The organism is Rhizobium leguminosarum, from assembly GCF_001679785.1.
Lineage (GTDB): Bacteria > Pseudomonadota > Alphaproteobacteria > Rhizobiales > Rhizobiaceae > Rhizobium > Rhizobium leguminosarum_R.
This window is the reverse complement of the sequence record NZ_CP016286.1, coordinates 2,975,750-2,999,412: the sequence shown is the minus strand read 5'-3', so window position 1 is coordinate 2,999,412 and position 23,663 is coordinate 2,975,750. Positions and strand designations below refer to the sequence as shown.

The 23,663-nt window shown below is 61.3% G+C and carries 22 protein-coding genes; 17 read left to right on the top strand and 5 right to left on the bottom strand.

Annotated elements, in window-relative coordinates; translation table 11 throughout:
• Positions 1–467: 467 nt before the first annotated feature.
• Positions 468–1,265: a 3'(2'),5'-bisphosphate nucleotidase CysQ gene (cysQ, locus tag BA011_RS14905; protein WP_017961757.1), complete on the bottom strand. Its 798-nt coding sequence runs from the start codon at positions 1,263–1,265 to the stop codon at positions 468–470.
• Between the two features lie 544 nt (positions 1,266–1,809).
• Here cysQ and BA011_RS14900 point away from each other — a divergent pair.
• The 6 genes from BA011_RS14900 to BA011_RS14875 all read left to right on the top strand — a co-directional run bounded on the left by BA011_RS14900 (position 1,810) and on the right by BA011_RS14875 (position 7,344).
• Positions 1,810–2,712 carry a branched-chain amino acid ABC transporter permease gene (locus tag BA011_RS14900; protein WP_003542342.1) on the top strand — a complete coding sequence of 301 codons (903 nt, stop codon included), beginning with the start codon at positions 1,810–1,812 and terminating at the stop codon, positions 2,710–2,712.
• Positions 2,713–2,716: 4 nt separating this feature from the next.
• A complete protein-coding gene (gene livM, locus BA011_RS14895; protein WP_025395697.1) occupies positions 2,717–4,108 on the top strand; it encodes a high-affinity branched-chain amino acid ABC transporter permease LivM in 1,392 nt (463 codons plus the stop codon).
• Positions 4,108–4,986, top strand: coding sequence for an ABC transporter ATP-binding protein (locus BA011_RS14890; RefSeq protein ID WP_065281032.1), 879 nt, complete (start codon positions 4,108–4,110; stop codon positions 4,984–4,986). The genes livM and BA011_RS14890 overlap by 1 nt, the downstream gene beginning before the upstream one ends.
• Positions 4,986–5,729, top strand: coding sequence for an ABC transporter ATP-binding protein (locus BA011_RS14885; RefSeq protein WP_003542336.1), 744 nt, complete (start codon positions 4,986–4,988; stop codon positions 5,727–5,729). The genes BA011_RS14890 and BA011_RS14885 overlap by 1 nt, the downstream gene beginning before the upstream one ends.
• 19 nt (positions 5,730–5,748) lie before the next feature.
• Positions 5,749–6,102 carry a DUF6867 family protein gene (locus BA011_RS14880; RefSeq protein ID WP_065281031.1) on the top strand — a complete coding sequence of 118 codons (354 nt, stop codon included), beginning with the start codon at positions 5,749–5,751 and terminating at the stop codon, positions 6,100–6,102.
• A 120-nt stretch (positions 6,103–6,222) separates the two neighbouring features.
• On the top strand, positions 6,223–7,344 hold the full coding sequence (locus tag BA011_RS14875; protein ID WP_065281030.1) for a branched-chain amino acid ABC transporter substrate-binding protein: 1,122 nt from the start codon (positions 6,223–6,225) through the stop codon (positions 7,342–7,344).
• A gap of 134 nt (positions 7,345–7,478) precedes the next feature.
• On the opposite strand, the gene BA011_RS46545 is transcribed toward BA011_RS14875, so the two are convergent.
• Genes BA011_RS46545 through BA011_RS14865 form a run of 3 tightly spaced genes read right to left on the bottom strand, consistent with a single transcriptional unit; the run spans position 7,479 to position 11,959 of the window.
• The gene (locus BA011_RS46545) at positions 7,479–7,640 is read right to left on the bottom strand and encodes a hypothetical protein (protein WP_186806437.1); all 162 of its coding nucleotides are present in this window, start codon (positions 7,638–7,640) and stop codon (positions 7,479–7,481) included.
• A gap of 22 nt (positions 7,641–7,662) precedes the next feature.
• A complete protein-coding gene (locus BA011_RS14870; protein WP_017961753.1) occupies positions 7,663–8,580 on the bottom strand; it encodes a DNA-binding response regulator in 918 nt (305 codons plus the stop codon).
• Entirely contained in the window at positions 8,573–11,959 is a 3,387-nt protein-coding gene (locus tag BA011_RS14865) for an ATP-binding protein (RefSeq protein WP_065281029.1), read from the bottom strand. The genes BA011_RS14870 and BA011_RS14865 overlap by 8 nt, the downstream gene beginning before the upstream one ends.
• A 179-nt stretch (positions 11,960–12,138) precedes the next feature.
• Between BA011_RS14865 and BA011_RS14860 the strand changes: the two genes are divergently transcribed.
• The 5 genes from BA011_RS14860 to urtD all read left to right on the top strand — a co-directional run bounded on the left by BA011_RS14860 (position 12,139) and on the right by urtD (position 19,205).
• A complete protein-coding gene (locus BA011_RS14860) occupies positions 12,139–14,043 on the top strand; it encodes an acid phosphatase (protein ID WP_065281028.1) in 1,905 nt (634 codons plus the stop codon).
• A 196-nt stretch (positions 14,044–14,239) separates the two neighbouring features.
• A complete protein-coding gene (gene urtA / locus BA011_RS14855) occupies positions 14,240–15,532 on the top strand; it encodes an urea ABC transporter substrate-binding protein (protein WP_065281027.1) in 1,293 nt (430 codons plus the stop codon).
• A gap of 114 nt (positions 15,533–15,646) precedes the next feature.
• Positions 15,647–17,284 (top strand): urea ABC transporter permease subunit UrtB, encoded by a 1,638-nt coding sequence (gene urtB, locus BA011_RS14850; RefSeq protein ID WP_065281026.1) that lies wholly within the window; start codon positions 15,647–15,649, stop codon positions 17,282–17,284.
• Positions 17,281–18,444 (top strand): urea ABC transporter permease subunit UrtC, encoded by a 1,164-nt coding sequence (gene urtC / locus BA011_RS14845; protein WP_065281025.1) that lies wholly within the window; start codon positions 17,281–17,283, stop codon positions 18,442–18,444. Before urtB ends, urtC begins: the two co-directional genes overlap by 4 nt.
• A 5-nt stretch (positions 18,445–18,449) precedes the next feature.
• The gene (urtD, locus tag BA011_RS14840; protein WP_020486145.1) at positions 18,450–19,205 is read left to right on the top strand and encodes an urea ABC transporter ATP-binding protein UrtD; all 756 of its coding nucleotides are present in this window, start codon (positions 18,450–18,452) and stop codon (positions 19,203–19,205) included.
• Between the two features lie 111 nt (positions 19,206–19,316).
• Here urtD and BA011_RS14835 read toward each other — a convergent pair whose 3' ends face one another.
• Positions 19,317–20,303 (bottom strand): IS110 family transposase, encoded by a 987-nt coding sequence (locus BA011_RS14835; RefSeq protein ID WP_065281024.1) that lies wholly within the window; start codon positions 20,301–20,303, stop codon positions 19,317–19,319.
• Positions 20,304–20,634: 331 nt separating this feature from the next.
• On the opposite strand from BA011_RS14835, the gene urtE reads away from it, so the two are divergent.
• From urtE to BA011_RS14805, 6 genes are all read left to right on the top strand, one after another.
• Positions 20,635–21,330, top strand: a complete 696-nt coding sequence (gene urtE / locus BA011_RS14830; RefSeq protein WP_065282549.1) for an urea ABC transporter ATP-binding subunit UrtE — start codon at positions 20,635–20,637, stop codon at positions 21,328–21,330.
• A gap of 151 nt (positions 21,331–21,481) precedes the next feature.
• On the top strand, positions 21,482–22,303 hold the full coding sequence (locus tag BA011_RS14825; protein ID WP_065282548.1) for an urease accessory protein UreD: 822 nt from the start codon (positions 21,482–21,484) through the stop codon (positions 22,301–22,303).
• Between the two features lie 33 nt (positions 22,304–22,336).
• The gene (locus tag BA011_RS14820) at positions 22,337–22,639 is read left to right on the top strand and encodes an urease subunit gamma (RefSeq protein WP_003561955.1); all 303 of its coding nucleotides are present in this window, start codon (positions 22,337–22,339) and stop codon (positions 22,637–22,639) included.
• Between the two features lie 10 nt (positions 22,640–22,649).
• Positions 22,650–22,901 carry a DUF1272 domain-containing protein gene (locus BA011_RS14815; protein ID WP_065281023.1) on the top strand — a complete coding sequence of 84 codons (252 nt, stop codon included), beginning with the start codon at positions 22,650–22,652 and terminating at the stop codon, positions 22,899–22,901.
• A 10-nt stretch (positions 22,902–22,911) separates the two neighbouring features.
• On the top strand, positions 22,912–23,217 hold the full coding sequence (locus BA011_RS14810; RefSeq protein ID WP_003561953.1) for an urease subunit beta: 306 nt from the start codon (positions 22,912–22,914) through the stop codon (positions 23,215–23,217).
• Positions 23,218–23,239: 22 nt separating this feature from the next.
• On the top strand, positions 23,240–23,647 hold the full coding sequence (locus tag BA011_RS14805) for a lysozyme inhibitor LprI family protein (RefSeq protein WP_065281022.1): 408 nt from the start codon (positions 23,240–23,242) through the stop codon (positions 23,645–23,647).
• Positions 23,648–23,663: the final 16 nt, after the last annotated feature.

Genomic DNA, 23,663 nt, shown 5'->3' with positions numbered 1-23,663 from the left:
GTTAATAATTGGAATTTCGTCAAGGTTTTTAGGACTTTGGCGAGGGTTCGCAGGGGCTGGCGACGCGCCGTTTCGGCACGTGACCCAAGTCTCTTAAGCGTATTTCTTAACGGAAGACGAGGCGAAATTTTTCTGATGAAGATATCGATCATTCTGGAAGCCGTGTCAAAATGTGACAGAATCAAGGCAGGATTGGTGGAGGGACAGCATCTTGAAAAGATGCAGACGACGAGTTCACGGCCAGAATCACTTGGTGAGACCCGATCGCGCGAATCACCCCACAGCTTGAAATGGGGTCGTGGACGCGCTTCCAGACACGCAGGGGGAGGATATTTGGCAGGTAGAGGGACGGCCCGCCCAGATGGGGCGCTTATCGGAGATCGCGGATTGTCGCGGCAGGCCTGAACGCGTGGCGGCGAGGCAAAGGATTGCGCCGCCTGCCGGTATTTAGCGATTCCCGCGGGTGATCACGCCGGTTCGAGGACGCGTTTCCTGCCGCCCCAGGAGATGAAGTTCGGGTTGGCGAAGTCGAAATCGGCCGCCGTTCCCGTCTTGCCGTAGGTCAGCGGCGTTCCGTCCAGCGTCACCGTCGAACCGCCAGCGGCGCGCAGCACCGCATCGCCAGCCGCGGTGTCCCATTCCATCGTGCGGGTGAAACGCGGGTAGACGTCGGCCTTGCCTTCGGCGAGCAGGCAGAACTTCAGAGAGGAACCGATATTGGTGCATTTGAAGATCGCGTGGTCGGCGAGGAAGCTCCCGGTCTCCGGGCTGTTGTGGCGAAGGCTTGCAAGCGCCAGCCTGTCGTCCGGCTGTTCGCGCACCGTGATTGCGCTGCGTGCGCCAACCGTGAAATCGTCCATGACGACGAGCCTTTCGGCGTGGCCGCGTTCTCCCGAGAAGGCAAGCCCCAGCGCCGGCGCATAGACGATGCCGGCCACCGGGGCGCCGTTCTCGATATAGGCGATGTTGACGGTGAATTCCTGTCGTCCGTCGACGAATTCACGGGTGCCGTCGAGAGGGTCGACCAGGAAGAAGCCTCGGCCGGCAATGTCGGGCACCTTGCCGGCGGCGACCGATTCTTCCGCCACGACGGGTATTTCAGGATAATCTCTGGCGAGATGAGCGAGGATGATGCGTTCGGCCTCCTCGTCGGCGACCGTGACCGGACTTGCATCCGCCTTCATGGCGACTGGGAAGCCTTCGCGCAAGACCGTGATGATGGCCTTGCCGGCTTCGAGCGCCGCCTTTTCAAATGTCCTCAGCATTGTCCTTTTGCCGTTCGCCACGCGGCGAGCACCCCGCTGTCGCTCGTCCGCAAACCATCCCTGTCACAAACCAGATACGCAAGCTTATATGGTGTTCCCCGTCGTGCTCCGCATCCCTCAATACGCAGCCTGATGATGCTACCATAAGTTTTCAGCCTTGTCAGACGAAGATGCGGCATCGCTGGTGAAATGGCATTCGTCAAAGGGGCTGCCTTCGGGTCGGAATTTGCTCCATCTTCCAATTCTGTGGAATAGCTTACGCAACAAGCAGTGCAGGAAATCGACGGCGATATCTCCGGATGGTTAACCCAGTGGCGGTTTCTGGCTAAAAATAGGCCCCGCTCTGCCGTTTTTCTGTGGATTTTGGTTCAAAATGCGCCAGTTAACCCTGTTTCCGCAAGAATCTGTCGGAGTAACCCCTTTTTGTCTTCACATTTTCGACGAAACCGCTATGCATTCGGCCTATGAGGTTCCCTGAAACGGGGAACCGAAGAACCAAAAAGAGATGCAGCATGTTTCGCTCGCATCCAGGGGAAAACGACATATGGAGTATTTCGTCCAGCAGCTCTTAAACGGGCTGACGCTCGGATCTATCTATGGCCTTGTGGCTATTGGCTATACGATGGTTTACGGCATTATCGGCATGATCAATTTCGCCCATGGCGACATCTTCATGCTCGGTGGTTTCGCCGCTCTTATCGTCTTCCTCGTCCTCACATCCATCTTCGCAGGTCTCCCGGTGGCCGTTCTGCTGCTGGTGATGCTTGTCGTTGCGATGCTGATGACGAGTTTGTGGAATTGGACGATCGAGCGCGTGGCATACCGGCCCCTGCGCGGGTCCTTCCGCCTGGCGCCGCTGATTACTGCGATCGGCATGTCGATCACGCTGTCCAACTTCATCCAGGTGACGCAGGGTCCACGCAACAAGCCGATCCCGCCGATGGTGAGCTCGGTCTACCAGTTCGGCAACATCTCGGTGTCGCTGAAGCAGATCATCATCATCGTGATCACGGCAGTGCTGCTGACGATCTTCTGGTACATCGTCAATCGTACGGCACTCGGCCGTGCCCAGCGCGCCACTGAGCAGGATCGCAAGATGGCCGCGCTGCTCGGCGTCAACGTCGACCAGACGATCTCCATCACTTTCGTTATGGGTGCGGCGCTCGCGGCCGTGGCCGGCACGATGTACCTGATGTATTATGGCGTTGCCTCATTCAACGACGGCTTCACGCCTGGCGTGAAGGCCTTCACGGCAGCCGTTCTCGGCGGTATCGGTTCGTTGCCCGGCGCCGTCTTCGGCGGCCTCCTTATCGGCCTTATCGAGTCGCTGTGGTCGGCATACTTCACCATCGCCTACAAGGACGTCGCGACCTTTGCGATCCTGGCTTTCGTGTTGATCTTCAAGCCGACCGGCATCCTCGGGCGGCCGGAAGTCGAGAAGGTATAACGTCATGGCAAACACCGAAAATTCTGCAGGCAAGCCCGATGCCGGACTTGTCCGCAAAGGCCTTACCGAAGCTCTTTTCGCCGCCGTCCTGTCGTTCGGCATGTTCGTTCTCTATGTCGGCCTCAAGACCGACCAGAACATCAGCAATGAGTTGATCATCGTCCAGCGCTGGGGCCTGCTTGCGATCTTCGTCGCGGTCGCTGCCATCGGCCGCTTCGCCATGGTTGTTTTCATCAGGCCGAATATCGACCGCCGCAAGCTCAGCAAGGCGCGCGAGGGCGAACTCGATATCTCGACAGAGAAGAGCTTCTTCCACCGGCATTTCCTGAAGATCGCGCTGATCGCGCTGCTGCTTTATCCCATGGTGGTGGTGGCGATCAAAGGCCCTCAGGGCTCGCTGACATATGTCGACAATTTCGGCATTCAGATCCTGATCTATGTGATGCTCGCCTGGGGGCTGAACATCGTCGTCGGCCTTGCCGGCCTGCTCGACCTTGGCTATGTCGCCTTCTATGCCGTCGGCGCCTATTCCTACGCACTGCTTTCGAGCTATTTCGGCCTGTCCTTCTGGGTGCTGCTGCCGCTTTCGGGCATCTTCGCCGCACTCTGGGGCGTCATTCTCGGCTTCCCGGTGCTGCGCCTGCGCGGCGATTACCTTGCCATCGTGACGCTCGCCTTCGGTGAAATCATTCGTCTCGTCCTCATCAACTGGACTGAAGTGACGAAGGGCACCTTCGGTATCTCGAGCATCCCGAAGGCAACACTCTTCGGTATTCCCTTCGATGCGACGGCCGGCGGCTTTGCCAAGCTCTTTAACCTGCCGATCTCCTCGGCCTATTATAAGATCTTCCTGTTCTATTTGATCCTGGCGCTCTGCATGCTGACGGCCTATGTCACCATCCGGCTGCGGCGCATGCCGATCGGACGCGCCTGGGAAGCTTTGCGCGAAGATGAGATCGCTTGCCGTTCGCTCGGCATCAACACGGTGACGACCAAGCTCACCGCCTTTGCGACGGGCGCGATGTTTGCCGGTTTCGCCGGCTCGTTCTTCGCCGCCCGCCAGGGCTTCGTCTCGCCGGAATCCTTCGTCTTCCTGGAATCGGCCGTCATTCTCGCCATTGTTGTCCTTGGCGGCATGGGGTCGTTGACCGGCATCGCGATCGCCGCCATCGTCATGGTCGGCGGCACCGAGTTGCTGCGCGAAATGAGCTTCCTAAAACTCATCTTCGGACCCGATTTTACGCCGGAACTATACCGCATGTTGATCTTCGGCCTCGCCATGGTCGTCGTCATGCTGTTCAAGCCGCGCGGCTTCGTCGGCTCGCGTGAGCCGACAGCCTTCCTCAGGGAGCGCAAGGCGATATCCGGAAGCTTCATCAAGGAGGGCCATGGTTGATGAGCCCCGTAACGACGAATACGATGTCTGACGACACTCTTCTCAAGGTCGAACACCTGTCGATGAAGTTCGGCGGCCTGATGGCCATCAACGACTTCTCCTTCGAAGCCAAGCGTGGCGATATCACCGCGCTGATCGGGCCGAACGGCGCCGGCAAGACCACCGTCTTCAACTGCATCACCGGCTTCTACAAGCCGACGATGGGCATGATCACGCTCAACCAGAAGAGCGGCAAGCAATACCTGCTGGAGCGCCTGCCGGACTTTCGCATCACCAGGGAAGCCAAGGTCGCGCGTACCTTCCAGAACATCCGGCTGTTCTCCGGCCTGACCGTTCTCGAAAACCTGCTGGTTGCCCAGCACAACAAGCTGATGAAGGCATCGGGTTATACGATCCTCGGCCTTATCGGTGTCGGCCCCTATAGGCGGGAAGCGGCCGAGGCGATCGAGATTGCCCGTTTCTGGCTTGAGAAGGCCGACCTGATCGACCGCGCCGACGACCCCGCCGGCGATCTGCCCTACGGCGCCCAGCGGCGTCTCGAAATCGCCCGCGCCATGTGCACCGGCCCGGAGCTGCTTTGCCTGGATGAACCGGCTGCCGGCCTCAACCCACGGGAATCGGCAACGCTCAACGCGCTGCTGAAGAGCATTCGCGCCGAAACCGGGACGTCGATCCTGCTGATCGAGCACGACATGTCTGTGGTCATGGAAATCTCCGACCACGTCGTCGTCCTCGAATATGGTCAGAAGATTTCCGATGGCACACCGGATCACGTGAAGAACGATCCGCGGGTCATCGCGGCTTATCTCGGTGTCGAGGATGAAGAAGTGGAAGAGGTGATCGCAGCCGTCGAGCAGCTCGAAGGAGGCGCAAACTGATGGGCGATGAAGTAATGACGGGTCAACCGCTCCTTCAGGTGAATGGCGTCGAAACCTATTACGGCAATATCCGGGCGCTGGCCGGCGTCGATGTCCACGTCAACAAGGGCGAGATCGTCAGCCTGATCGGCGCAAACGGCGCCGGCAAGTCGACATTGATGATGACGATCTGCGGCAGCCCGCAGGCCCGCACCGGTTCGGTGGTCTTTGAGGGCCGCGACATCACCCGCATGCCGACGCATGAAATCGCCCGTCTGCGCATTGCACAGTCGCCGGAAGGCCGCCGCATCTTCCCGCGCATGACGGTTCTGGAAAATCTTCAGATGGGCGCTGGCCTCGACAATCTGAAACACTTCGCCGAAGACGTCGAGAAGATCTTCACGCTCTTCCCGCGTCTCAAGGAACGTCACGCCCAACGGGGTGGAACACTTTCGGGTGGCGAGCAGCAGATGCTGTCGATCGGCCGCGCGCTGATGGCGCGCCCGAAGTTGCTGCTTCTCGACGAACCCTCGCTCGGTCTTGCGCCGCTGATCGTCAAGGGCATCTTCGAAGCGATCAGGAAGCTCAACGAGGCGGAGGGGCTGACCGTTTTCCTCGTCGAGCAGAACGCGTTCGCCGCCCTCAGGCTTTCTCACCGCGCCTACGTGATGGTGAACGGCAAGGTGACGATGAGCGGCTCCGGCAAGGAGCTTCTTGCCAATCCCGAGGTCCGCGCCGCCTATCTCGAAGGCGGAAGACACTAGGTCGAAAGGAGAGTTTGACATGCAGGGACTTTTCTTCGAAGCAGATGCCGGCCCCCTTGTGGCGATCCGTGTCATCGTCTTGCTCTTAGGCTTCTGGACGGCCTGGCGCGCCGGCAGAGCGGTTGCCGAGGGCTGGAGCGACTATCCGCTGGTCGTCGTCTATACATTTCTGCTCGCCTGGGCGATGCAGTTCCTGCATCATGCCCTGTTCAATGGGCCGATGCTCAACGCCTTCTACTATATCCTCGACTTCGTGACGCTGCTGGTGTTCTCGACGGCCGGCTTCCGCTACCGCCGCACCAATCAGATGGTTAACAACTATTACTGGCTGTACGAAAAAACTTCCGCGTTTTCGTGGAAGGACAAACATTGACAGTCCGTTGAAACTAGGCATGAATTGCCTTCCGAGTGGAACAGCTTTCCTGGCGCAGTCAATGGTGGGTAGTGCGCTGGGCCTTGGACCGGAACCCGCCCAAAAATTGGGAGTAATAATATGAAGAAGTCTCTTCTGTCGGCAGTGGCTCTGACGGCGATGGTCGCCTTCAGCGGCAACGCGTGGGCCGACGTTCTCATCGCTGTCGCTGGTCCGCTGACTGGCCCGAACGCCGCGTTCGGCGCTCAGCTCCAGAAGGGTGCCGAACAGGCAGCCGCCGACATCAACGCGGCTGGCGGCATCAACGGCGAGCAGATCAAGATCGAGCTCGGCGACGACGTCTCCGACCCGAAGCAGGGCATTTCGGTCGCCAACAAGTTCGCTGCTGACGGCGTCAAGTTTGTCATCGGCCACTTCAACTCGGGCGTTTCGATCCCGGCTTCGGAAGTCTATGCCGAAAACGGCATCCTCGAAATCACCCCGGCCGCGACGAACCCGACCTTCACGGAGCGGGGCCTCTGGAACACGTTCCGCACCTGCGGCCGTGACGACCAGCAGGGTGCCATCGCCGGCAAATATCTTGCCGATCACTTCAAGGACGCCAAGATCGCTGTCGTTCACGACAAGACCCCTTACGGTCAGGGCCTTGCCGACGAAACCAAGAAGGCTATGAATGCCGCCGGCGTCACGGAAGTCATATACGAAGGCATCAACGTCGGCGACAAGGACTTCTCGGCCCTCATCGCCAAGATGAAGGAAGCCGGCGTCTCGATCATCTATTGGGGTGGTCTGCACACCGAAGCCGGTCTCATCATCCGCCAGGCGGCCGACCAGGGCCTGAAGGCGACGCTGGTTTCGGGCGACGGTATCGTTTCGAACGAACTGGCCTCGATCGCTGGCGACGCCGTCGCCGGTACGCTGAACACCTTCGGCCCCGATCCGACGGCGAACCCTGCGAACAAGGAACTCGTCGAAAAGTTCAAGGCCGCTGGTTTCAATCCGGAAGCCTACACGCTGTATTCCTACGCTGCGATGCAGACGATCGCCGAGGCCGCCAAGGCTGCCGGTTCGCTGGATCCTGAGGCCGTTGCCAAGGCCATGAAGGAAAAGGGGCCGTTCCCGACCGTTCTCGGCGACATCTCGTTCGACGAAAAGGGCGACCCGAAGATTCCTGGCTACATCATGTACGAATGGAAGAAGGGTCCGGACGGCAAGTACAGCTACTTCCCGCAGAGCATGTAAGCCTCGCTTCCCTTTATGGGACATGATTATCGAAGCCCGGTTCCGACCGGGCTTCTTTCTTTTTGCGGGAGTTCCAATTCCGGCCTGGCTACCGTGCCGCAATCGCTCATCGATCGATCCCACGAAGACGCGCGTTACGGCGCCCGGCAGCTCGCTTCGGTGAAGGGGTTGCTGACGGCGAAAAACAGCATGATCCGTGGGGCGGGGCTTGGCGTCTGCGAGGCGGAACCTGATGTGCCGGAGGCGCTGGGGCGGATGGAGACCGTCATGGTGACGCCGCATCTCGGCAGCGCCACGGAACCAGCCTCCATCACCCTCTTACATCTCGTACAGCACGTGCGTGGCTTTCACGGCGGCCGAGGCGCGGTTCTCGACGCCGAGCTTAACGTAAATCTGTTCGAGGTGTTTGTTCACCGTCCGCGCCGACAGTCCCAATATTTCGCCGATGTCGCGGTTGGCCTTGCCCTTGGCGATCCAGAGCAGCACTTCGGATTCGCGCTGGGTGAGCGAGAAGCGCTGGCGCAACACCTCGTCGTCGCTGCGCTGACTGGCGGCGGTGAGGCGGAAGAGATATTCGTCAGGGCCGATTGCGCCGAGGAAGGCGAGCTGCAGCGCTGCCTGGCCGGCATGGGCGATCGAGATGATGCCGTCGCGCACTGCGGCGACGCGGTCGCGCATCCAGCCGGCGATATGGCGGACGACGATTTCCATGCCGTCGTCGCTGCCCATGGCGGCATTGACCAGCCGTGTCGCTTGCGGCGTTGACCAGTGGATGGCGCCGTCGCCCTTGACTGCCAGCAGATGGCGGCCGGCTGCGTCCAGGGCGATGCGGGCGCTTTGGGCCGAGCGAGCGTTGCGCAGATGGACGCGGATGCGGGCGCGCAGTTCATCGATGTTGATCGGTTTGCTGAGATAATCGACGCCGCCGGATTCCAGCGCGTGCACGACATGCTCGGTCTCGGTCAGGCCGGTCATGAAGACGACAGGCACCTGCGCTACCGCGGCATTCGCCTTCAGCCGGCGGCAGGTCTCGAAGCCATCCATACCCGGCATCACCGCGTCGAGCAGGATAAGATCGGGCGTGATGCGCTCGACGATACCAAGTGCCGCCGTGCCCGATGTGGCGATCAGCACGGAGAAGCCGGATTGTTCGAGCGCGTCGGTCATGAAGCCGAGGGCTTCGGCGGAGTCGTCGACGAGCAGAACGATGTCGCGGGGGAGGGCCGGCTCAGCCAATGGATTCCACCTTTTCGTCGAAGTCGTGCAGGAAGGTCATGAAGCCGGCGAGATCGAAGGCGGCGACATAGGCGCGAAGTTCCTCCGTGAATGGCTGATTTGCCTCCACCTTGGCAAGGTCCGAAAGCTTGGCTTCAATGCCTCTGATATAGCCGATCTCGCCGAGCCGCAGCAATTCCTGCACATGGGCAGCACCTGGGCTCAGCATCGGAGCTTCGATCTTGACAGGAACGGCTGGCGTGGCATCGGCATAGATCCATGTCAGGCCGAGATGCAGGGCGAGCTTGTCGCGCAGCTGGCGGATGTCGACCGGCTTGCCGATCGCATCATTGTGGCTGTCGTCACTGTCGCTGAGAACGGCCGCATCACCGATATTGGCCGACAGCATCAGCACCGGCGCCATCTGGCCGGCCTCGCGCAGACGCGAGACGAGCTGCCAGCCGTTCATGCCGGGCATCAGAATATCGACGAGGAAAAGGTCCGGCATGATGCCCTCGATCAGCGTCAGGCATTCGCCGCCGCCTGCCGCCGTCAGCACGATGAAATCGAGCGGCGCCAGGATCTCGCGCATCATCTCGCGGTGGTCCTCGTTATCGTCAACGACGACGACCGTGCGGCGCGGGCCGTTATAACCGACAATGCGCTTCTCCTGCGGCGCGGCGGCCACGGCACGCATGACGGCGGACAGCATCAGCCGGACGCGGAAGGTCGAGCCTTCGTCCTTTACGCTTGCAACCGAGATCTCGCCGCCGAGCGTATTGGTCAAAAGCCGGGTGATGGTGAGGCCGAGGCCGAGTCCCGGCATCGGCCGCACGCTTTCGGCCTCACCGCGCTGGAAGGGTTCGTAGATACGGGGCAGGTCTTTCTCCGTGATGCCTCGGCCGGTATCGGCAACGGTGAAGGTCGCGACCTGGCTGCGATAGCCGACGTCGAAGGTGACGCTGCCCTCATCAGTGAACTTGATGGCATTGGAGAGCAGGTTGACCAGGATCTGGCGCAGGCGCTTTTCGTCGGTGCGGACGAATTGCGGCAAGGCCGGCGCGCGCTCATGGATGAAGGCAAGCCCCTTTGCCTGCGCCTGCGGGCGGAACATATCGACGATCTGGTCGAGGAAATCCTGGATGTTGATCTCGTTGGAATAGACCTGCAGGCGGCCGGCTTCGATCTTGGAAATATCGAGCAGGCCGTCGATCAGCCCGGAGAGGTGTTCGGCGCTGCGGCGGATGACCTTGATCGAGGATTGGCGAGGCGCCGGGATGGTCTCGTCGCGTTCGAGGATCTGGGCGTAGCCGAGCACGGCGTTCAGCGGCGTGCGTAATTCATGGCTGAGCCCGACGACATAGCGGCTCTTGGCGCGGTTGGCGGCCTCGGCGGTTTCCTTGGCGTTCTGCAAGGCGGCGTCGGTCTTCTTGTGGGCGGCGATTTCCTTGAGCAGCAGCGTGTTCTGGCGTGAGGATTCCTCCTCGGCAACGACGCGGCTGTCATGGGCGAGCACATAGAACCAGCAGACGACGCCTGAGATCACCGAGAAGACGAAGAAGACGATGAGGATGGTGCGATTGACGACCTCGCCCGTCTCGGGCGAGGCGGAGGCGACCTGATGGGCAATCATCGCCAGGATTGCGCCGATGGCGGTCAATGCCAGCACGACGGCGATGCCGTAGCGGCCAAGGCGCGTCGTCAGCTTCCCCAGAATGGCTTCCGGTAGCAGCGCCTTGGCGACGGTGCCGACCTGTGCGTTGAAACGGGCGGCCGGCTTGCACATGTCGTGGCAGCGGCTGTCGAGCGAGCAACAAAGCGAGCAGATCGGCGCGGCATAGGCCGGGCACCAGGCCATGTCCTCTGGCTCGAAGGGATGCTCGCAGACCGAGCAGGTGATGTTCGTCAGGTCTTTCCAGCTCTGGCGCGGCTTGCGGACGAGATAGAACTTGCCTTTCGTTGCCCAGGCGATGACAGGCGAGGCGACCAGCGCGATGACGAGGGTAATATAGGGCGCGAGCGAGGCGGCGATCTCGCCAAAGGCGCCGAAATGGGCAATCAGCGACACCGTCGCCGACAGCGTCATGGCGCCGAGGCCGACCGGGTTGATGTCGTAGAGGTGGGCACGCTTGAACTCGATGCCGGGAGGAGCCAGCCCCAGCGGCTTGTTGATGAAGAGATCGGCGGAGATCGTGCAGAGCCAGGCCATGGCGATGATCGAGAAAATGCCGAGCGTCTCCTCCAGCAGCCGGTAGATGCCGAGTTCCATCAAAAGCAGGGCGATTGCGACGTTGAAGACCAGCCAGATGACGCGGCCGGGATGGCTGTGGGTCAGCCGCGAGAAGAAGTTCGACCAGGCGAGCGAACCGGCATAGGCGTTCATCACATTGATCTTCAGCTGCGAGACGACGACGAAGGCGGCCATCAACAGCAGCGCGCCATTGTGCCAGGGGACCATGTAGCCGAAGGCGGTCAGATACATCTGCGCCGGGTCGGCGGCGCGATCGAGGGGGATGCCCGAGGTGAAGGTCAGCACGACCAGAAATGAACCAGCAAGCAACTTCGGCGCGCCGATGATGACCCAGCCGGGCCCGGCGAGAAAGATCGCCAGGCGGTGGCGCCACTTGCGCTGCGGGTCCGGCGGCAGGAAGCGCAGGAAGTCGGCCTGTTCGCCGATCTGCGACATCAGCGCCAGGATGACGGCGGAGGCCGCGCCGAACTCCACCAGATCGAATTCGGCGATGGTGCCGGGCGGGCCGGAGGCATGGCGGATGCCGGCAAAGGCGCGCCAGAGATCGAATTTTTCCCAGTCCAACAAGGCGATGAAGATGAAGGGCAGGATATTCAGCACGATCCAGAAGGGCTGGGTCATCAGCTGGAACTTGCTGATCAGCCGTACGCCATGCGTCACCAGCGGGATCACCATGACGGCGCTGATGATGTAGCCGATCCAGAGCGGGATGCCGAGGGTGAGCTCCAACGCCCCGGACATGATCGAAGCCTCGATCGCAAACAGCATGAAGGTGAAGCTCGCATAGATCAGCGAGGTGATCGTCGAGCCGATATAGCCGAAGCCCGCGCCGCGCGTCAGCAGATCAATGTCGACGCCGTGGCGGATGGCGTAGCGGCTGATCGGCAGGCCGATCGCCAGCATGGCGATCGAGGCAACGATGATGGCGTAAAAGGCGTTGGTGGTGCCGTAGGAGAGGGTGATTGCGCCGCCGATTGCCTCCAGCGCCAGGAAGGAGATTGCGCCGATCGCCGTCTGCGAAATGCGCTGCGAAGAGAAATGGCGGGCGCTCTTTGCGGTGAAGCGCAGAGCGTAATCCTCCAGCGTCTGGTTGGCGACCCAGCGATTATATTCGCGTCTCACCGGAATGATGCGTTGGCGCGCTGCCATGTCTTCCTTTCCGGCATCCCGGTTGGGCTTATCGTCTCTCCGGCAGTTTTGGCGGGATGGATTGGAAAGGCAAGAGGCGGTCACCTGCTGGTTCACAGAATGGCAATATTTTTGCAATTGATCTGTCACATAAGGGCTCTAACTCTCCCGGCGTTCGTCAACCATTTCGGGTATCACCCATGTCTGTTTTAAGCCTTTGCCGCCTGAGCACCGCCCTCGTCTGCCTCCTTTCGATCGTGCCATCGCTTGCCAGCGCCGAGCAGTCCACGGCAGCGAAAGCGCCTTATGCGGAGGCCGGAAACACCAACAAGCGCGGTGACGCCTGCTTCTCGACGGCGGACACCAACGCCGCCGTTCATCTTCTCTCCGGCTTCCTGGAAATCTGGACCCCGCGCACGCCTTTCGTCGATGCGGGCGTCGAAGCCCCGGCCAAGGACAATTGCCCGGCGGTCGCCAAGACGGATTGGGATGGTATTCCCGCGAGCAAGACCGACGGCCATATCGTCAACCAGGCCGTCCATGACGCCAACATCGCCTATGTCGTCAATGCGACGCGGGCGCGGACGGCCGATCAGGCCGTCGCCGCCTATCTCGACGATCGGCGCGGCAAGAATGCCAGCATCGTCGATGGCCTCGGTCCGCTGACGGATGCCTGGAAGGCCGGCTCGAAGCAGACCACCACGATCACCGAGGTGGCGGCCGATGCGACAACGGTCAAATATGACGACAAGGGCAACAATCGCGGCGCCGGCAGCAAGCCGGACACGGAAAACAAGACCGATGCCAACCCCGACATGGGCCTTGCAATCGACTTCATCATTGCCGCAAGCGGTGACGGCTCGACGGAGCCTGCCAAGCGCTATTTCAAATATGGCCGTCCCTACCGCTGGAGCCAGGACGTATCGGTCGTCCCGACGCTGGAGCCCGCCAAGAGCGGCAAGCCGGTCGAAGACGGCGGTTTCCCCAGCGGGCATACGGCGGAAGCCTGGCGGGATGCACTCGCCATGGCCTATCTCGTGCCGCAACGCTTTCAGGAAATGGTCACGCGCGCCAGCGAACTGGGCGAAGACCGCATCCTCGCCGGCATGCATTCTCCTCTCGACGTGATGGGCGGCCGGATGCTCGGCACCGCCACGGTCGTCTATAATCTGAACAAGGCCGACAATGCGGCGCTGAAGAGCGATGCTTACGCCCAAGCGCAGGCATGGCTCGTCGCCAAATCAGGCGTTGCGGATGCGGGCGCGCTCGAGGTTGCCGCCCATGCGGCACCGCTGGCCGCAGACCGTTTTGCCGATCATGACGCCAATCGCGCTTACGTGCTGCAGCGCCTGAGCTATGGCCTGCCGACGATCCATGCGACCGATCAGCCGGCGCGCGTGCCGCAGGGCGCCGAAGCGCTTCTCGAAACGCGTCTGCCCTATCTGGACGGCGAGCAGCGCCGCGACGTGCTGAAGACGACGGAGATCGCCTCCGGCTATCCGCTGCTCGACGATGCGGAAGGTTACGGCCGTCTCAACCTTTTTGCCGCCGCCGACGGTTACGGCGCGTTCGAACAGGACGTGACCGTGACGATGGCCGCGGCAAAGGGCGGTTTCAATGCGATCGATACCTGGCGGAACGACATCACCGGCAAGGGCAGGCTGGTGAAGCGCGGCGAAGGCATCCTCGGGCTTTCGGGCGCCAACAGCTATGCCGGCGGCGCAGTGATCGAGGAGGGCGCACTGGTGGCCCTATCGCCCTCGGCCTTTGGTACCGGTGACCTGACGGTTGGCCGCGGTTCGCTCGTTCTGGCGGTGGACAAGCCCGTGACCGTCGGCGGCGACTATCAGCAGCTTGCCACGGCCGTGATGAAGCAGAGGCTCGGCGCGAACGGCGAGGGTACGCTGATCGTCCATGGCAAGGCGATGCTGGCCGGCGATCTCGATGTGACGCTTGCCGACGGTTTTGTCCCGACGCCTGGAACGAAGATCGAGATCCTGAAGGCGAGTGCCGTGACCGGCACCTTCGGCAAGTTCACCGTCTCCGGCCACAAGGCGAGCCTTTCCTACGGCCCGACATCAGTCACCTTGACGATTGACGGATAATTCCTCCGAGAGAATCGACAGGGCATCTCCCGCCGTGGGGGATGCCACCTCTCTCCCGGCCTACTGCCTGTTTGCCCCCCGCGCATACGTCAATCGACGTATGTGTTTTCGCGCTGCAGCATCCGATAGTTCTTTAAGCAACAGTTAATCTCCGTTTCCGGTCTGTTGCGGAACAAGAAGAGGGGAGTTCAACCAGATGAATCTCAAATCCACTATTACGGGCGCAGCGCTCGGCGCCGTCATGGCGGCGTCGGCCGCCTTTAGCGGTGCAGTTGCCGCCGATGACACGATCAAGGTCGGCATTCTGCACTCGCTCTCCGGCACCATGGCCATCTCCGAGACCACGCTCAAGGACGCTATGCTGATGCTCATCGACGAGCAGAACAAGAAGGGCGGCCTTCTCGGTAAGAAGCTCGAGGCCGTCGTCGTCGACCCGGCTTCCGACTGGCCGTTGTTTGCCGAAAAGGCACGTGAGCTGATCCAGAAGGACAAGGTTGCCGCCGTCTTCGGTTGCTGGACGTCCTCGTCGCGCAAGTCCGTTCTGCCGGTTTTCGAAGAGACCAACTCGATCCTCTTCTACCCGGTCCAGTATGAAGGCGAAGAGTCCTCGCGCAACATCTTCTACACCGGTGCTGCTCCGAACCAGCAGGCCATTCCTGCTGTCGACTACCTGATGGAAAAAGAAGGCGTCAAGCGCTTCGTTCTCGAAGGTACGGACTACGTTTATCCGCGCACGACCAACAAGATTCTCGAGGCATACCTGATTTCGAAGGGTATTCCGAAAGAAGACATCATGACCAACTACACGCCGTTCGGCTTCTCCGACTGGCAGACCGAAGTTTCCAAGATCAAGGAATTCGGTTCGGCTGGCAAGAAGACCGCCGTCGTCTCGACGATCAACGGCGATGCCAATGTTCCGTTCTACAAGGAACTGGGCAACAAGGGCATCAAGGCAACCGACATCCCCGTCGTCGCCTTCTCGGTTGGCGAAGAAGAGCTTGCCGGCCTCGACACCAAGCCGCTCGTCGGCCATCTCGCTGCCTGGAACTACTTCGAATCGGTCGAAAGCTCGGCCAACAAGAAGTTCATCAAGGACTGGCATGCGTTTACCAAGAACGACAAGCGCGTGACGAACGACCCGATGGAAGCCGCTTACATCGGCTTCAACGCATGGGTTAAGGCCGTCCAGGCTGCCGGCACGACCGATACCGACAAGGTTCTCGACACCATCATCGGCGTCAGCGTTCCGAACCTCTCCGGCGGTTATGCGACCGTCATGCCGAACCACCACATCACCAAGCCGGTGCTGATCGGTGAAATCCAGGCCGACGGCCAGTTCGAAATCGTCCAGCAGACACCTGCCGTCGTCGGCGACGAATGGTCAGATTTCCTGCCTGACTCCAAGGATCTGATCTCCGATTGGCGCAAGCCGATGTCCTGCGGCAACTTCAACGTCGCTACGGGCAAGTGCGGTGGCAAGGGCTCCTGAATACGACCCGATCCGATGATTGCCTGAAGGCTTCCGTCCGGGTTTGATCCCGGGCGGAAGCTCCGTCCCAGCGATTGCGCCGCGAGGCCAACACTATCAAGGGCGAGAAAGCCGATGTATCGCGCCATAAAGATTTTCCTCATCACGGTTTGCCTGGCATTTTCGGGCCTGACACTTTCGGGCGTGATAATCTCGAGCGAAGTCCAGGCCCAGGACGATATCCACGTACTCATCGACGCGCTCGGCGTCGGCGATTTCCCGGAACGCGAAGCGGCCATCAAGGCGCTGGTCGCTTCCAAGGATCCAGATGTCAGCCAGATCCTGCAGCAGTTGAGCGACGGTCTTCTCTACGTCAATTCCGATGGCGGCCCGGTTCTCCTCCAGGGCGGTACCGATGACGAACCGACCTATTCCGATCCGATCACCGGCGAAGCCGCTGCCGATGTCGATCCGGACCTGATGACGAAGGTCAAGATCAACAACGCGCTTCGCGGCGTTATCGGCGCCGCCACGAGCCAGCTGACGCTGATGAGCCCGGATCGTTCCGCGCGGCTTGCCGCGGCGCAGGGCCTGCTGAAAGATGCCGATCCCGCCAATCTCGACCTGCTGAACACGGCGCTTGCGGCCGAAAAGGACGCTGAGATCAAGAATACGATGGAAGCGGCGCGCGCAGTGCTGCTGCTCAAGACGGATGCGAGCGTGGAAGACAAGAAGGCTGCGATCGATACGATCGCGGCGCGTGGCAATCGTGATGCTCTGACCATCCTCACCACCACACTCGAAACCGCGCCTGACGACCTGAAGCCGGCGATCCAGGCGGATATCAGCTCCATCAATCGCAGCCTGGCGCTGTGGGATATCGTCCAGAACATCTGGTACGGATTGTCTCTCGGCTCGGTACTGCTGCTTGCCGCGATCGGCCTTGCCATCACCTTCGGCGTCATGGGCGTCATCAACATGGCGCATGGCGAAATGGTGATGATCGGCGCCTATACCACCTATGTGGTGCAGGAGTACATCACCTCCGCCTTTCCTGAACTTGCCGATTATTCGCTGGCCTTTGCCGTGCCTGCGGCCTTCGTCTTTACCGGCTTCGTCGGTCTGGTGATCGAGCGCGCCGTCATCCGCTATCTCTACGGCCGGCCGCTCGAAACGCTGCTCGCCACCTGGGGCGTGTCGCTTATCCTGCAGCAGGCAGTGCGCAGCATCTTCGGCCCGACCAACCGCGAGGTCCGCAATCCGACCTGGATGTCCGGCGTCTTCGATCTCGGCGGGCTCTCCATCACCTGGAACCGACTGTGGATCATCGTCTTTTCGATGGTGGTCTTTGTAGCGCTGCTCCTGCTGCTCAAGCGGTCCGCCTTCGGCCTGCAGATGCGTGCCGTTACGCAGAACCGGCGCATGGCGTCATCGATGGGCATCCGCACCGGTTGGGTCGATGCCTTCACCTTCGCGCTCGGCTCGGGCATTGCCGGCATCGCCGGCGTGGCGCTCAGCCAGATCGACAATGTCTCGCCGAACCTCGGTCAATCCTACATCATCGACAGCTTCATGGTCGTCGTCTTCGGCGGTGTCGGCAATCTCTGGGGTACGCTGGTCGGCGCTCTGTCGCTCGGTGTCGTCAACAAGTTCCTCGAGCCCTTCGCCGGCGCCGTGCTCGGCAAGATCCTGGTGCTCGTCCTCATCATTCTCTTCATCCAGAAGCGTCCCCGTGGGCTCTTCGCACTCAAAGGAAGGGCGGTGGAAGCATGATTACGGCCTTCCTTCTCCGATCACTCGATCGCAAGATCGTCGTTGCCATCGCCCTCCTACTTCTGGTCGCGGTCCTCGTGCCGGTCCTGAACCTGATGACGGGGCCGAGCAATCCGCTGCACGTGCCGACTTATATCATGTCGCTGTTCGGCAAGTATCTGACCTATGCGCTGCTGGCGCTGGCGCTTGATCTCGTCTGGGGCTTTTGCGGCATCCTCTCCCTCGGCCACGGTGCCTTCTTTGCGCTCGGCGGCTATGCCATGGGCATGTATCTGATGCGCCAGATCGGCACGCGTGGCAGCTACGGAGACCCTGTTCTGCCCGACTTCATGGTGTTCCTGAACTGGAAGGATCTGCCCTGGTTCTGGTACGGCTTCAACCATTTCTGGTTTGCGGCGCTGATGGTGCTCATCGTGCCCGGCCTGCTCGCCTTCGTCTTCGGCTGGTTTGCCTTCCGCTCACGCGTCAACGGCGTCTATCTTTCGATCATCACCCAGGCGATGACCTACGCGCTGCTGCTGGCCTTCTTCCGCAACGACATGGGCTTCGGCGGCAATAACGGCCTTACCGATTTCAAGGACATTATCGGTTTCAACGTCCAGGCTGACGGCACGCGTGCAGTCCTCTTTGCGGCAACTGCGTTCTTCCTGGCGCTGTCGCTGCTGCTCGCCTCGGCGATCGTGCGCTCGAAGTTCGGCAAGGTGCTGGTCGGCGTGCGCGATGCCGAAAGCCGCACGCGCTTCCTCGGTTACCGCGTCGAGCACTTCAAGCTCTTCACCTTCGTCGTCTCGGCGATGATGGCTGGTATTGCCGGTGCGCTCTACGTGCCGCAGGTCGGCATTATCAATCCGGGCGAATTCGCCCCTGCCAATTCGATCGAAGTCGTCATCTGGACCGCGGTCGGCGGACGGGCGACGCTGATCGGCCCGATCATCGGCGCGATCCTCGTCAACGGCGGCAAGACGATCTTTACCGGCCTCTTCCCGGAGTTCTGGCTGTTTGCGCTCGGCGGCCTCTTCGTTGCCGTCACGCTGTTCCTGCCCAAGGGTGTCGTTGGCACGATCGCGCAATATCTCGGCAAGCGGAAGGTCGTCTCCAAGGCGGCACCACCGGCGGCTGAGGAAGACGGTATCGAGCCGAAAATCCAGGCAGCGGAGTGAGCGCCATGATCCCCGACGTCAAACCCACCAGCGTGCTTTATCTGAACGGCGTCTCGGTTTCCTTCGATGGCTTCAAGGCGCTGAATTCGCTGTCGATCGTCATCGAACCCGGCGAGCTTCGCGCCATCATCGGCCCGAACGGCGCCGGCAAGACGACGATGATGGATATCATCACCGGCAAGACCAGGCCCGATGAGGGTGAGGTGTTCTTCAACGGCACGATCGATCTTACCAAGAAGGACGAGGCCGATATCGCGCAGCTCGGCATCGGCCGCAAGTTCCAGAAGCCGACAGTCTTCGAAAGCCATACGGTGTGGGACAATCTGGAGCTGGCGCTGAACCGCCGTCGCGGTGTGTTCTCGACGCTGTTCTACCGGCTTTCGGGCGAGGACAAGACGCGCATAGAGGAGATCCTCGAAACCGTGCGGCTGACGCATCGCCGCGACGAATTCGCCGCCAATCTCTCGCACGGGCAGAAGCAATGGCTGGAGATTGGCATGCTGCTGGCGCAGGAGCCGAAGCTCCTGCTGGTCGACGAACCGGTGGCCGGAATGACCGATGCGGAGACGGCGGAAACCGCGATCCTGCTCAAGGATATCGCCAAAACCCGGTCGGTCGTCGTCGTCGAACATGACATGGGCTTCATCCGAGACCTCGGCGTCAAGGTGACCTGCCTTGCTGAGGGATCGGTGCTGGCAGAGGGATCGATCGATTTTGTGAGTTCGGATCCGAAGGTCATCGAGAACTATTTGGGGCGGTGATGAATGCGGTCGATGTTTCTGGATTGGTCTGAAAGGGGAGCGACATATTCCCTCTTCTCCCCAACGGGGAGAAGGTGGCCCGAAGGGTCGGATGAGCATCTGTGTTTGGTGTCAAGGTGGATTTGGTGTCCAGATGCGGTTTTTAGTAATGAGGGTATTTGCGAGCACGATGAGCTTTCGCATGACGGCGACGAGGACGACCTTATTGGGTTTTCCGGCCTTCTTCAGTCTTTCGGCGAAGTGTGCGAGGTCCGGGTTGTGACGGGAGGCGGACAGGGCGGCCATGTAGATGGCGTTCCTGGGTGCGGGGCGTCCGCCCCTGATGGCGCGATGTCCGGCCCGCTCGCCGCTTTCGCAGGCGAGCGGCGCAAGGCCGGTCAGCATGGCGGCCTGCTTGCCGGAGCAGGCGCCAAGTTCGCAAAGGCCGGCGATCAGGCTTGCGGCGGTGACGGCTCCGATGCCGGGAATGGAGATGAGGATGTCGAGGCGGCGGCGCATCTCGGGCTCGGCGCCGATGCTCCGCTGGATTTCGGCATCCAGTCTTGCGATATGGGTGTCGAGCGCGGCAAGCCGGCGCGTCAGTTCCTTGCGCAGGAAGGCGGTCACGGCCGTCTTCATCCGGTTGGACAGGGCGGTGCGTTCACCGTTGGCCGCAGATCGGGCATTGACCAGTTCCTGCAGGGCTTCCAGGGCTTGGTCCTGCGGTGGGGTCTGTGCGGGCTTGAGGGCTTCTCCCATGATGGCCAAAAGCCGCGCATCGAGCCGATCGGTCTTGGCGAGAAAGCCGCAAGCTTTGGCAAACAACCGGGCGCGCAGCGGATCGACGACCGACACGTAAAAGCCATCGGCATGCAGCGAGCGCTGGACGGCGCGATGCCACTTGCCGGTCGCCTCCATGACAATATGCAGCGCCGAGCGCGGCATCTGACCAAGCGCATCGAGCTCCCGCTTGAGGCGGCGCAGGCCGGCCGTGTCGTTGGCCACCCGAAAACTGCGGCCGAGAGGATGCAGATGAATGTCCAGCCACTCTTTACAGACATCGATACCGACATAAACTGTCGCTATCGCGGTGCGTTCGGACGATACCTTGCCTTGCATACGGGACCTGCTCCCCACTATCTGTTCAGGACAAACGCGAAGGACGGGCGGACCAGGCTCATCCCCGGTTCAAGCCAAGGGGGTTACGGTCCCGCCCGTCCGACCTCTGGGGGATGGCCATCCCCCAGAGGTCGCACCCATCATCAATGGATGCAGTTTGAACATGCAAGGGGGCCGCACTGCCCACCGCTGATAACCTTTCGCCTTCGCTCAAGGGGCTCGTCGCTGTTGCTCCTCACCCCCCTCATCGCCTCGCTGCGCTCGGCACCTCTCCCCGCGGGGGAGAAGAGGGTGCTTGCATCGCCGGAACGGCAAACAAGGATGTCGCATCATGCTGACAGTCGAAAACGCAAACCTCCACTACGGCGCCGCTCAGGCGCTGCGCGGCATCTCGATCAAAGCGGAGATGGGCAAGATCACCTGCGTGCTGGGGCGTAACGGCGTGGGGAAGAGTTCTCTTCTGCGCGCCGTTACCGGCCAGCATCCGCTGTCGGCGGGCACCGTCACCTTCAACAATACCAAGCTCAACGGCTTGCCGCCCTTTGCCCGCGCCAAGCAGGGCATCGGCTATGTGCCGCAGGGGCGCGAAATCTTCCCGCTGCTGACAGTCAAGGAAAATCTCGAAACCGGCTTTGCTCCGCTTGGCCGCCGCGACCGCAACATCCCCGATGACATCTTCAGTCTCTTCCCGGTGCTGAAGTCGATGTTGTCACGTCGCGGCGGCGATCTTTCCGGCGGACAGCAGCAGCAATTGGCGATCGGGCGCGCCATGGTGACGCGGCCGAGGATTCTCGTGCTCGACGAGCCGACCGAGGGCATTCAGCCATCGATTATCAAGGATATCGGCCGGGCGATCCGCTACCTGCGCGATTCTACAGGCATGGCGATCCTGCTCGTCGAGCAATATCTCGATTTCTGCCGCGAGCTTGCCGACTATGTCTACATCATGGACCGCGGCGAAATCGTCCATGAAGGGCTTGCCGAGACGCTGGATACGCCGGAGGCCCGCCGCCACCTGACTGTCTGACCGGCAGATGCCGCATTTTGCAGCAGAGCGCGCGGTGCCTGGAAAACCGTCCGCCGCCGCTGTCGGTCTACTCGGGACGGCATAGGAATTGCTTGATTTCCGCTATCCGTGCGCTTGAATGAAAATCAGGGGCGCGACCGAAAGGGACGATATGACGATTGCGGCGGCAGGCACGAGACCGCAAAGAGCGGAAGGGCGTGGGCATCTGGCGGCAAAGCTGTTCGATGGCCGCACGCGCATCCGTGAACTCTATCAGGAGGGGGCAGCGAAGATCCGCCTGCCCGATACCTTCGATGCCTCCATGGAAGCCGTCATCATCAATACTGCTGGCGGTTTGACAGGCGGCGATCGGATGGATTGGAGCGTGGATGCCGGCGCCGGCACACGCATCGACGTCACCACTCAAGCTTGCGAGAAGATCTACAAGGCATCGGCCGGCATCGCCGAGGTGGCAACCAGCGTTAAGGTCGGAGTCCAAGCCCGCGTCGACTGGCTGCCGCAGGAAACGATCCTCTTCGACCGGGCCGCACTTTTCCGCCGGCTGGATGTCGATCTTGACGAGAGCGCCGAATTTCTGGCTGTCGAAGCCGTGCTGCTCGGCCGCAAGGCGATGGGTGAGGCGGTGGTATCAGGGCTCTTCCGTGATCGCTGGCGCATCCGCCGCTCGGGTCAACTTATCCATGCCGAGGAACTCAGACTTTCCGAAGGTGTGGCGGCACTGGCGGCGCGGCAGGCTGTGCTCGGCGGACAGGTGGCCTTTGCGACGTTGCTTTATGCCGGGCCGCTTTCGGAAGCCTATCTCGGCAAGGTCCGGCCGCTCGTCGAAGGATCGATGGGCGGTGCGAGCGCTTGGAATGGCAAGCTCGTCGTTCGCCTTGCCGCAGCCGACGGCTTCTCACTCAGAAAAATCCTGATCCCGGTCATTTCCGCCTTGCGCAATGGTGCGCCTGTGCCGAAAGTCTGGAATCTATGAACGTAAGCATTCGGTCAAGCAGATGGACAAGCGATGAACCTCACTCCGAGAGAAAAAGACAAGCTGTTGATTTCGATGGCGGCGATGGTGGCGCGGCGGCGGCTGGAGCGCGGCGTCAAGCTGAATTACCCCGAAGCGATCGCGCTGATCAGCGACTTCGTCGTCGAAGGCGCCCGCGATGGCCGCCCGGTTGCCGAGCTGATGGAAGCCGGCGCCCATGTGATCGGCCGCGACCAGGTGATGGAGGGGATTGCCGAGATGATCCACGACGTGCAGGTGGAGGCGACGTTCCCGGATGGGACCAAGCTCGTCACCGTGCACGAGCCGATCCGGTGAGGAGATAGGTATGCTCGAGCTCAGGCCCAATTGCGAATGCTGCGACAAGGATCTGCCGCCGGATAGCACTCAGGCACGGATCTGCACCTATGAATGCACCTTCTGCGCCGATTGCGTGGACGGCGTGCTGAAGGGTGTCTGCCCGAACTGCGGCGGCAATCTCGTCGAGAGGCCTATTCGGCCGGCGGCGATGCTTGCCAAAAATCCGGCGTCGACGAAGCGTGTGATGAAAGCCGAGGGCTGCGCGCCCAAGGCGGCTTAAGGAGGACGAGATGATTCCAGGCGAAATCATTGCCGCAAGCGGCGACATCGAACTGAATGCCGGCGCGCCGACGGTGACGCTGGAGGTTTCCAATACTGGCGATCGGCCGGTGCAGGTCGGCAGCCACTATCATTTCGCCGAGACCAATGCCGGGCTTTCCTTCGATCGCGCGGTAGCACACGGCAAGCGGCTCGATATCCCGGCGGGAACGGCCGTGCGCTTCGAGCCGGGACAGACGCGCTCGGTTACGCTGATCCCGCTTTCCGGCAAGCGCGAGGTTTACGGCTTCCGCCAGCTGGTGATGGGCAAGCTTTAAGAACAATGGGCTGGAGGAATGCATGCGCTTGAATATCTGCCTCGTCGGGGCGGCGATGCTGCTGACGACAGGTGCTCCCTCTGCTGAGGGTATCGATTGCAACAGTCCCAAGACACAATCGGACATGACGTCTTGCGAGGCGGCGCGTCATGAGGCCGCCGACAAGGCTTTGAATGCGCAATACAAGAAGACCCGCGCCGTCCTGGCAGCGATCGACAAGGATCTGGATGGCGACATGAAGGGCGCGGAGCAGGCGCTGGTCAAGGCGCAGCGCGCCTGGATCGATTATCGCGATGCCGAATGCGACGCCTTCGGCTTTCAGGCCCGTGGCGGCACGATGGAGCCGATGCTGGTCGCGGGATGTCTCGCCAACATCACGGACAAACGCACGAAAGAGCTGAAAGAGCTCGAAGATACGATGAGCAACTAGGGTGATCAGGAAGATC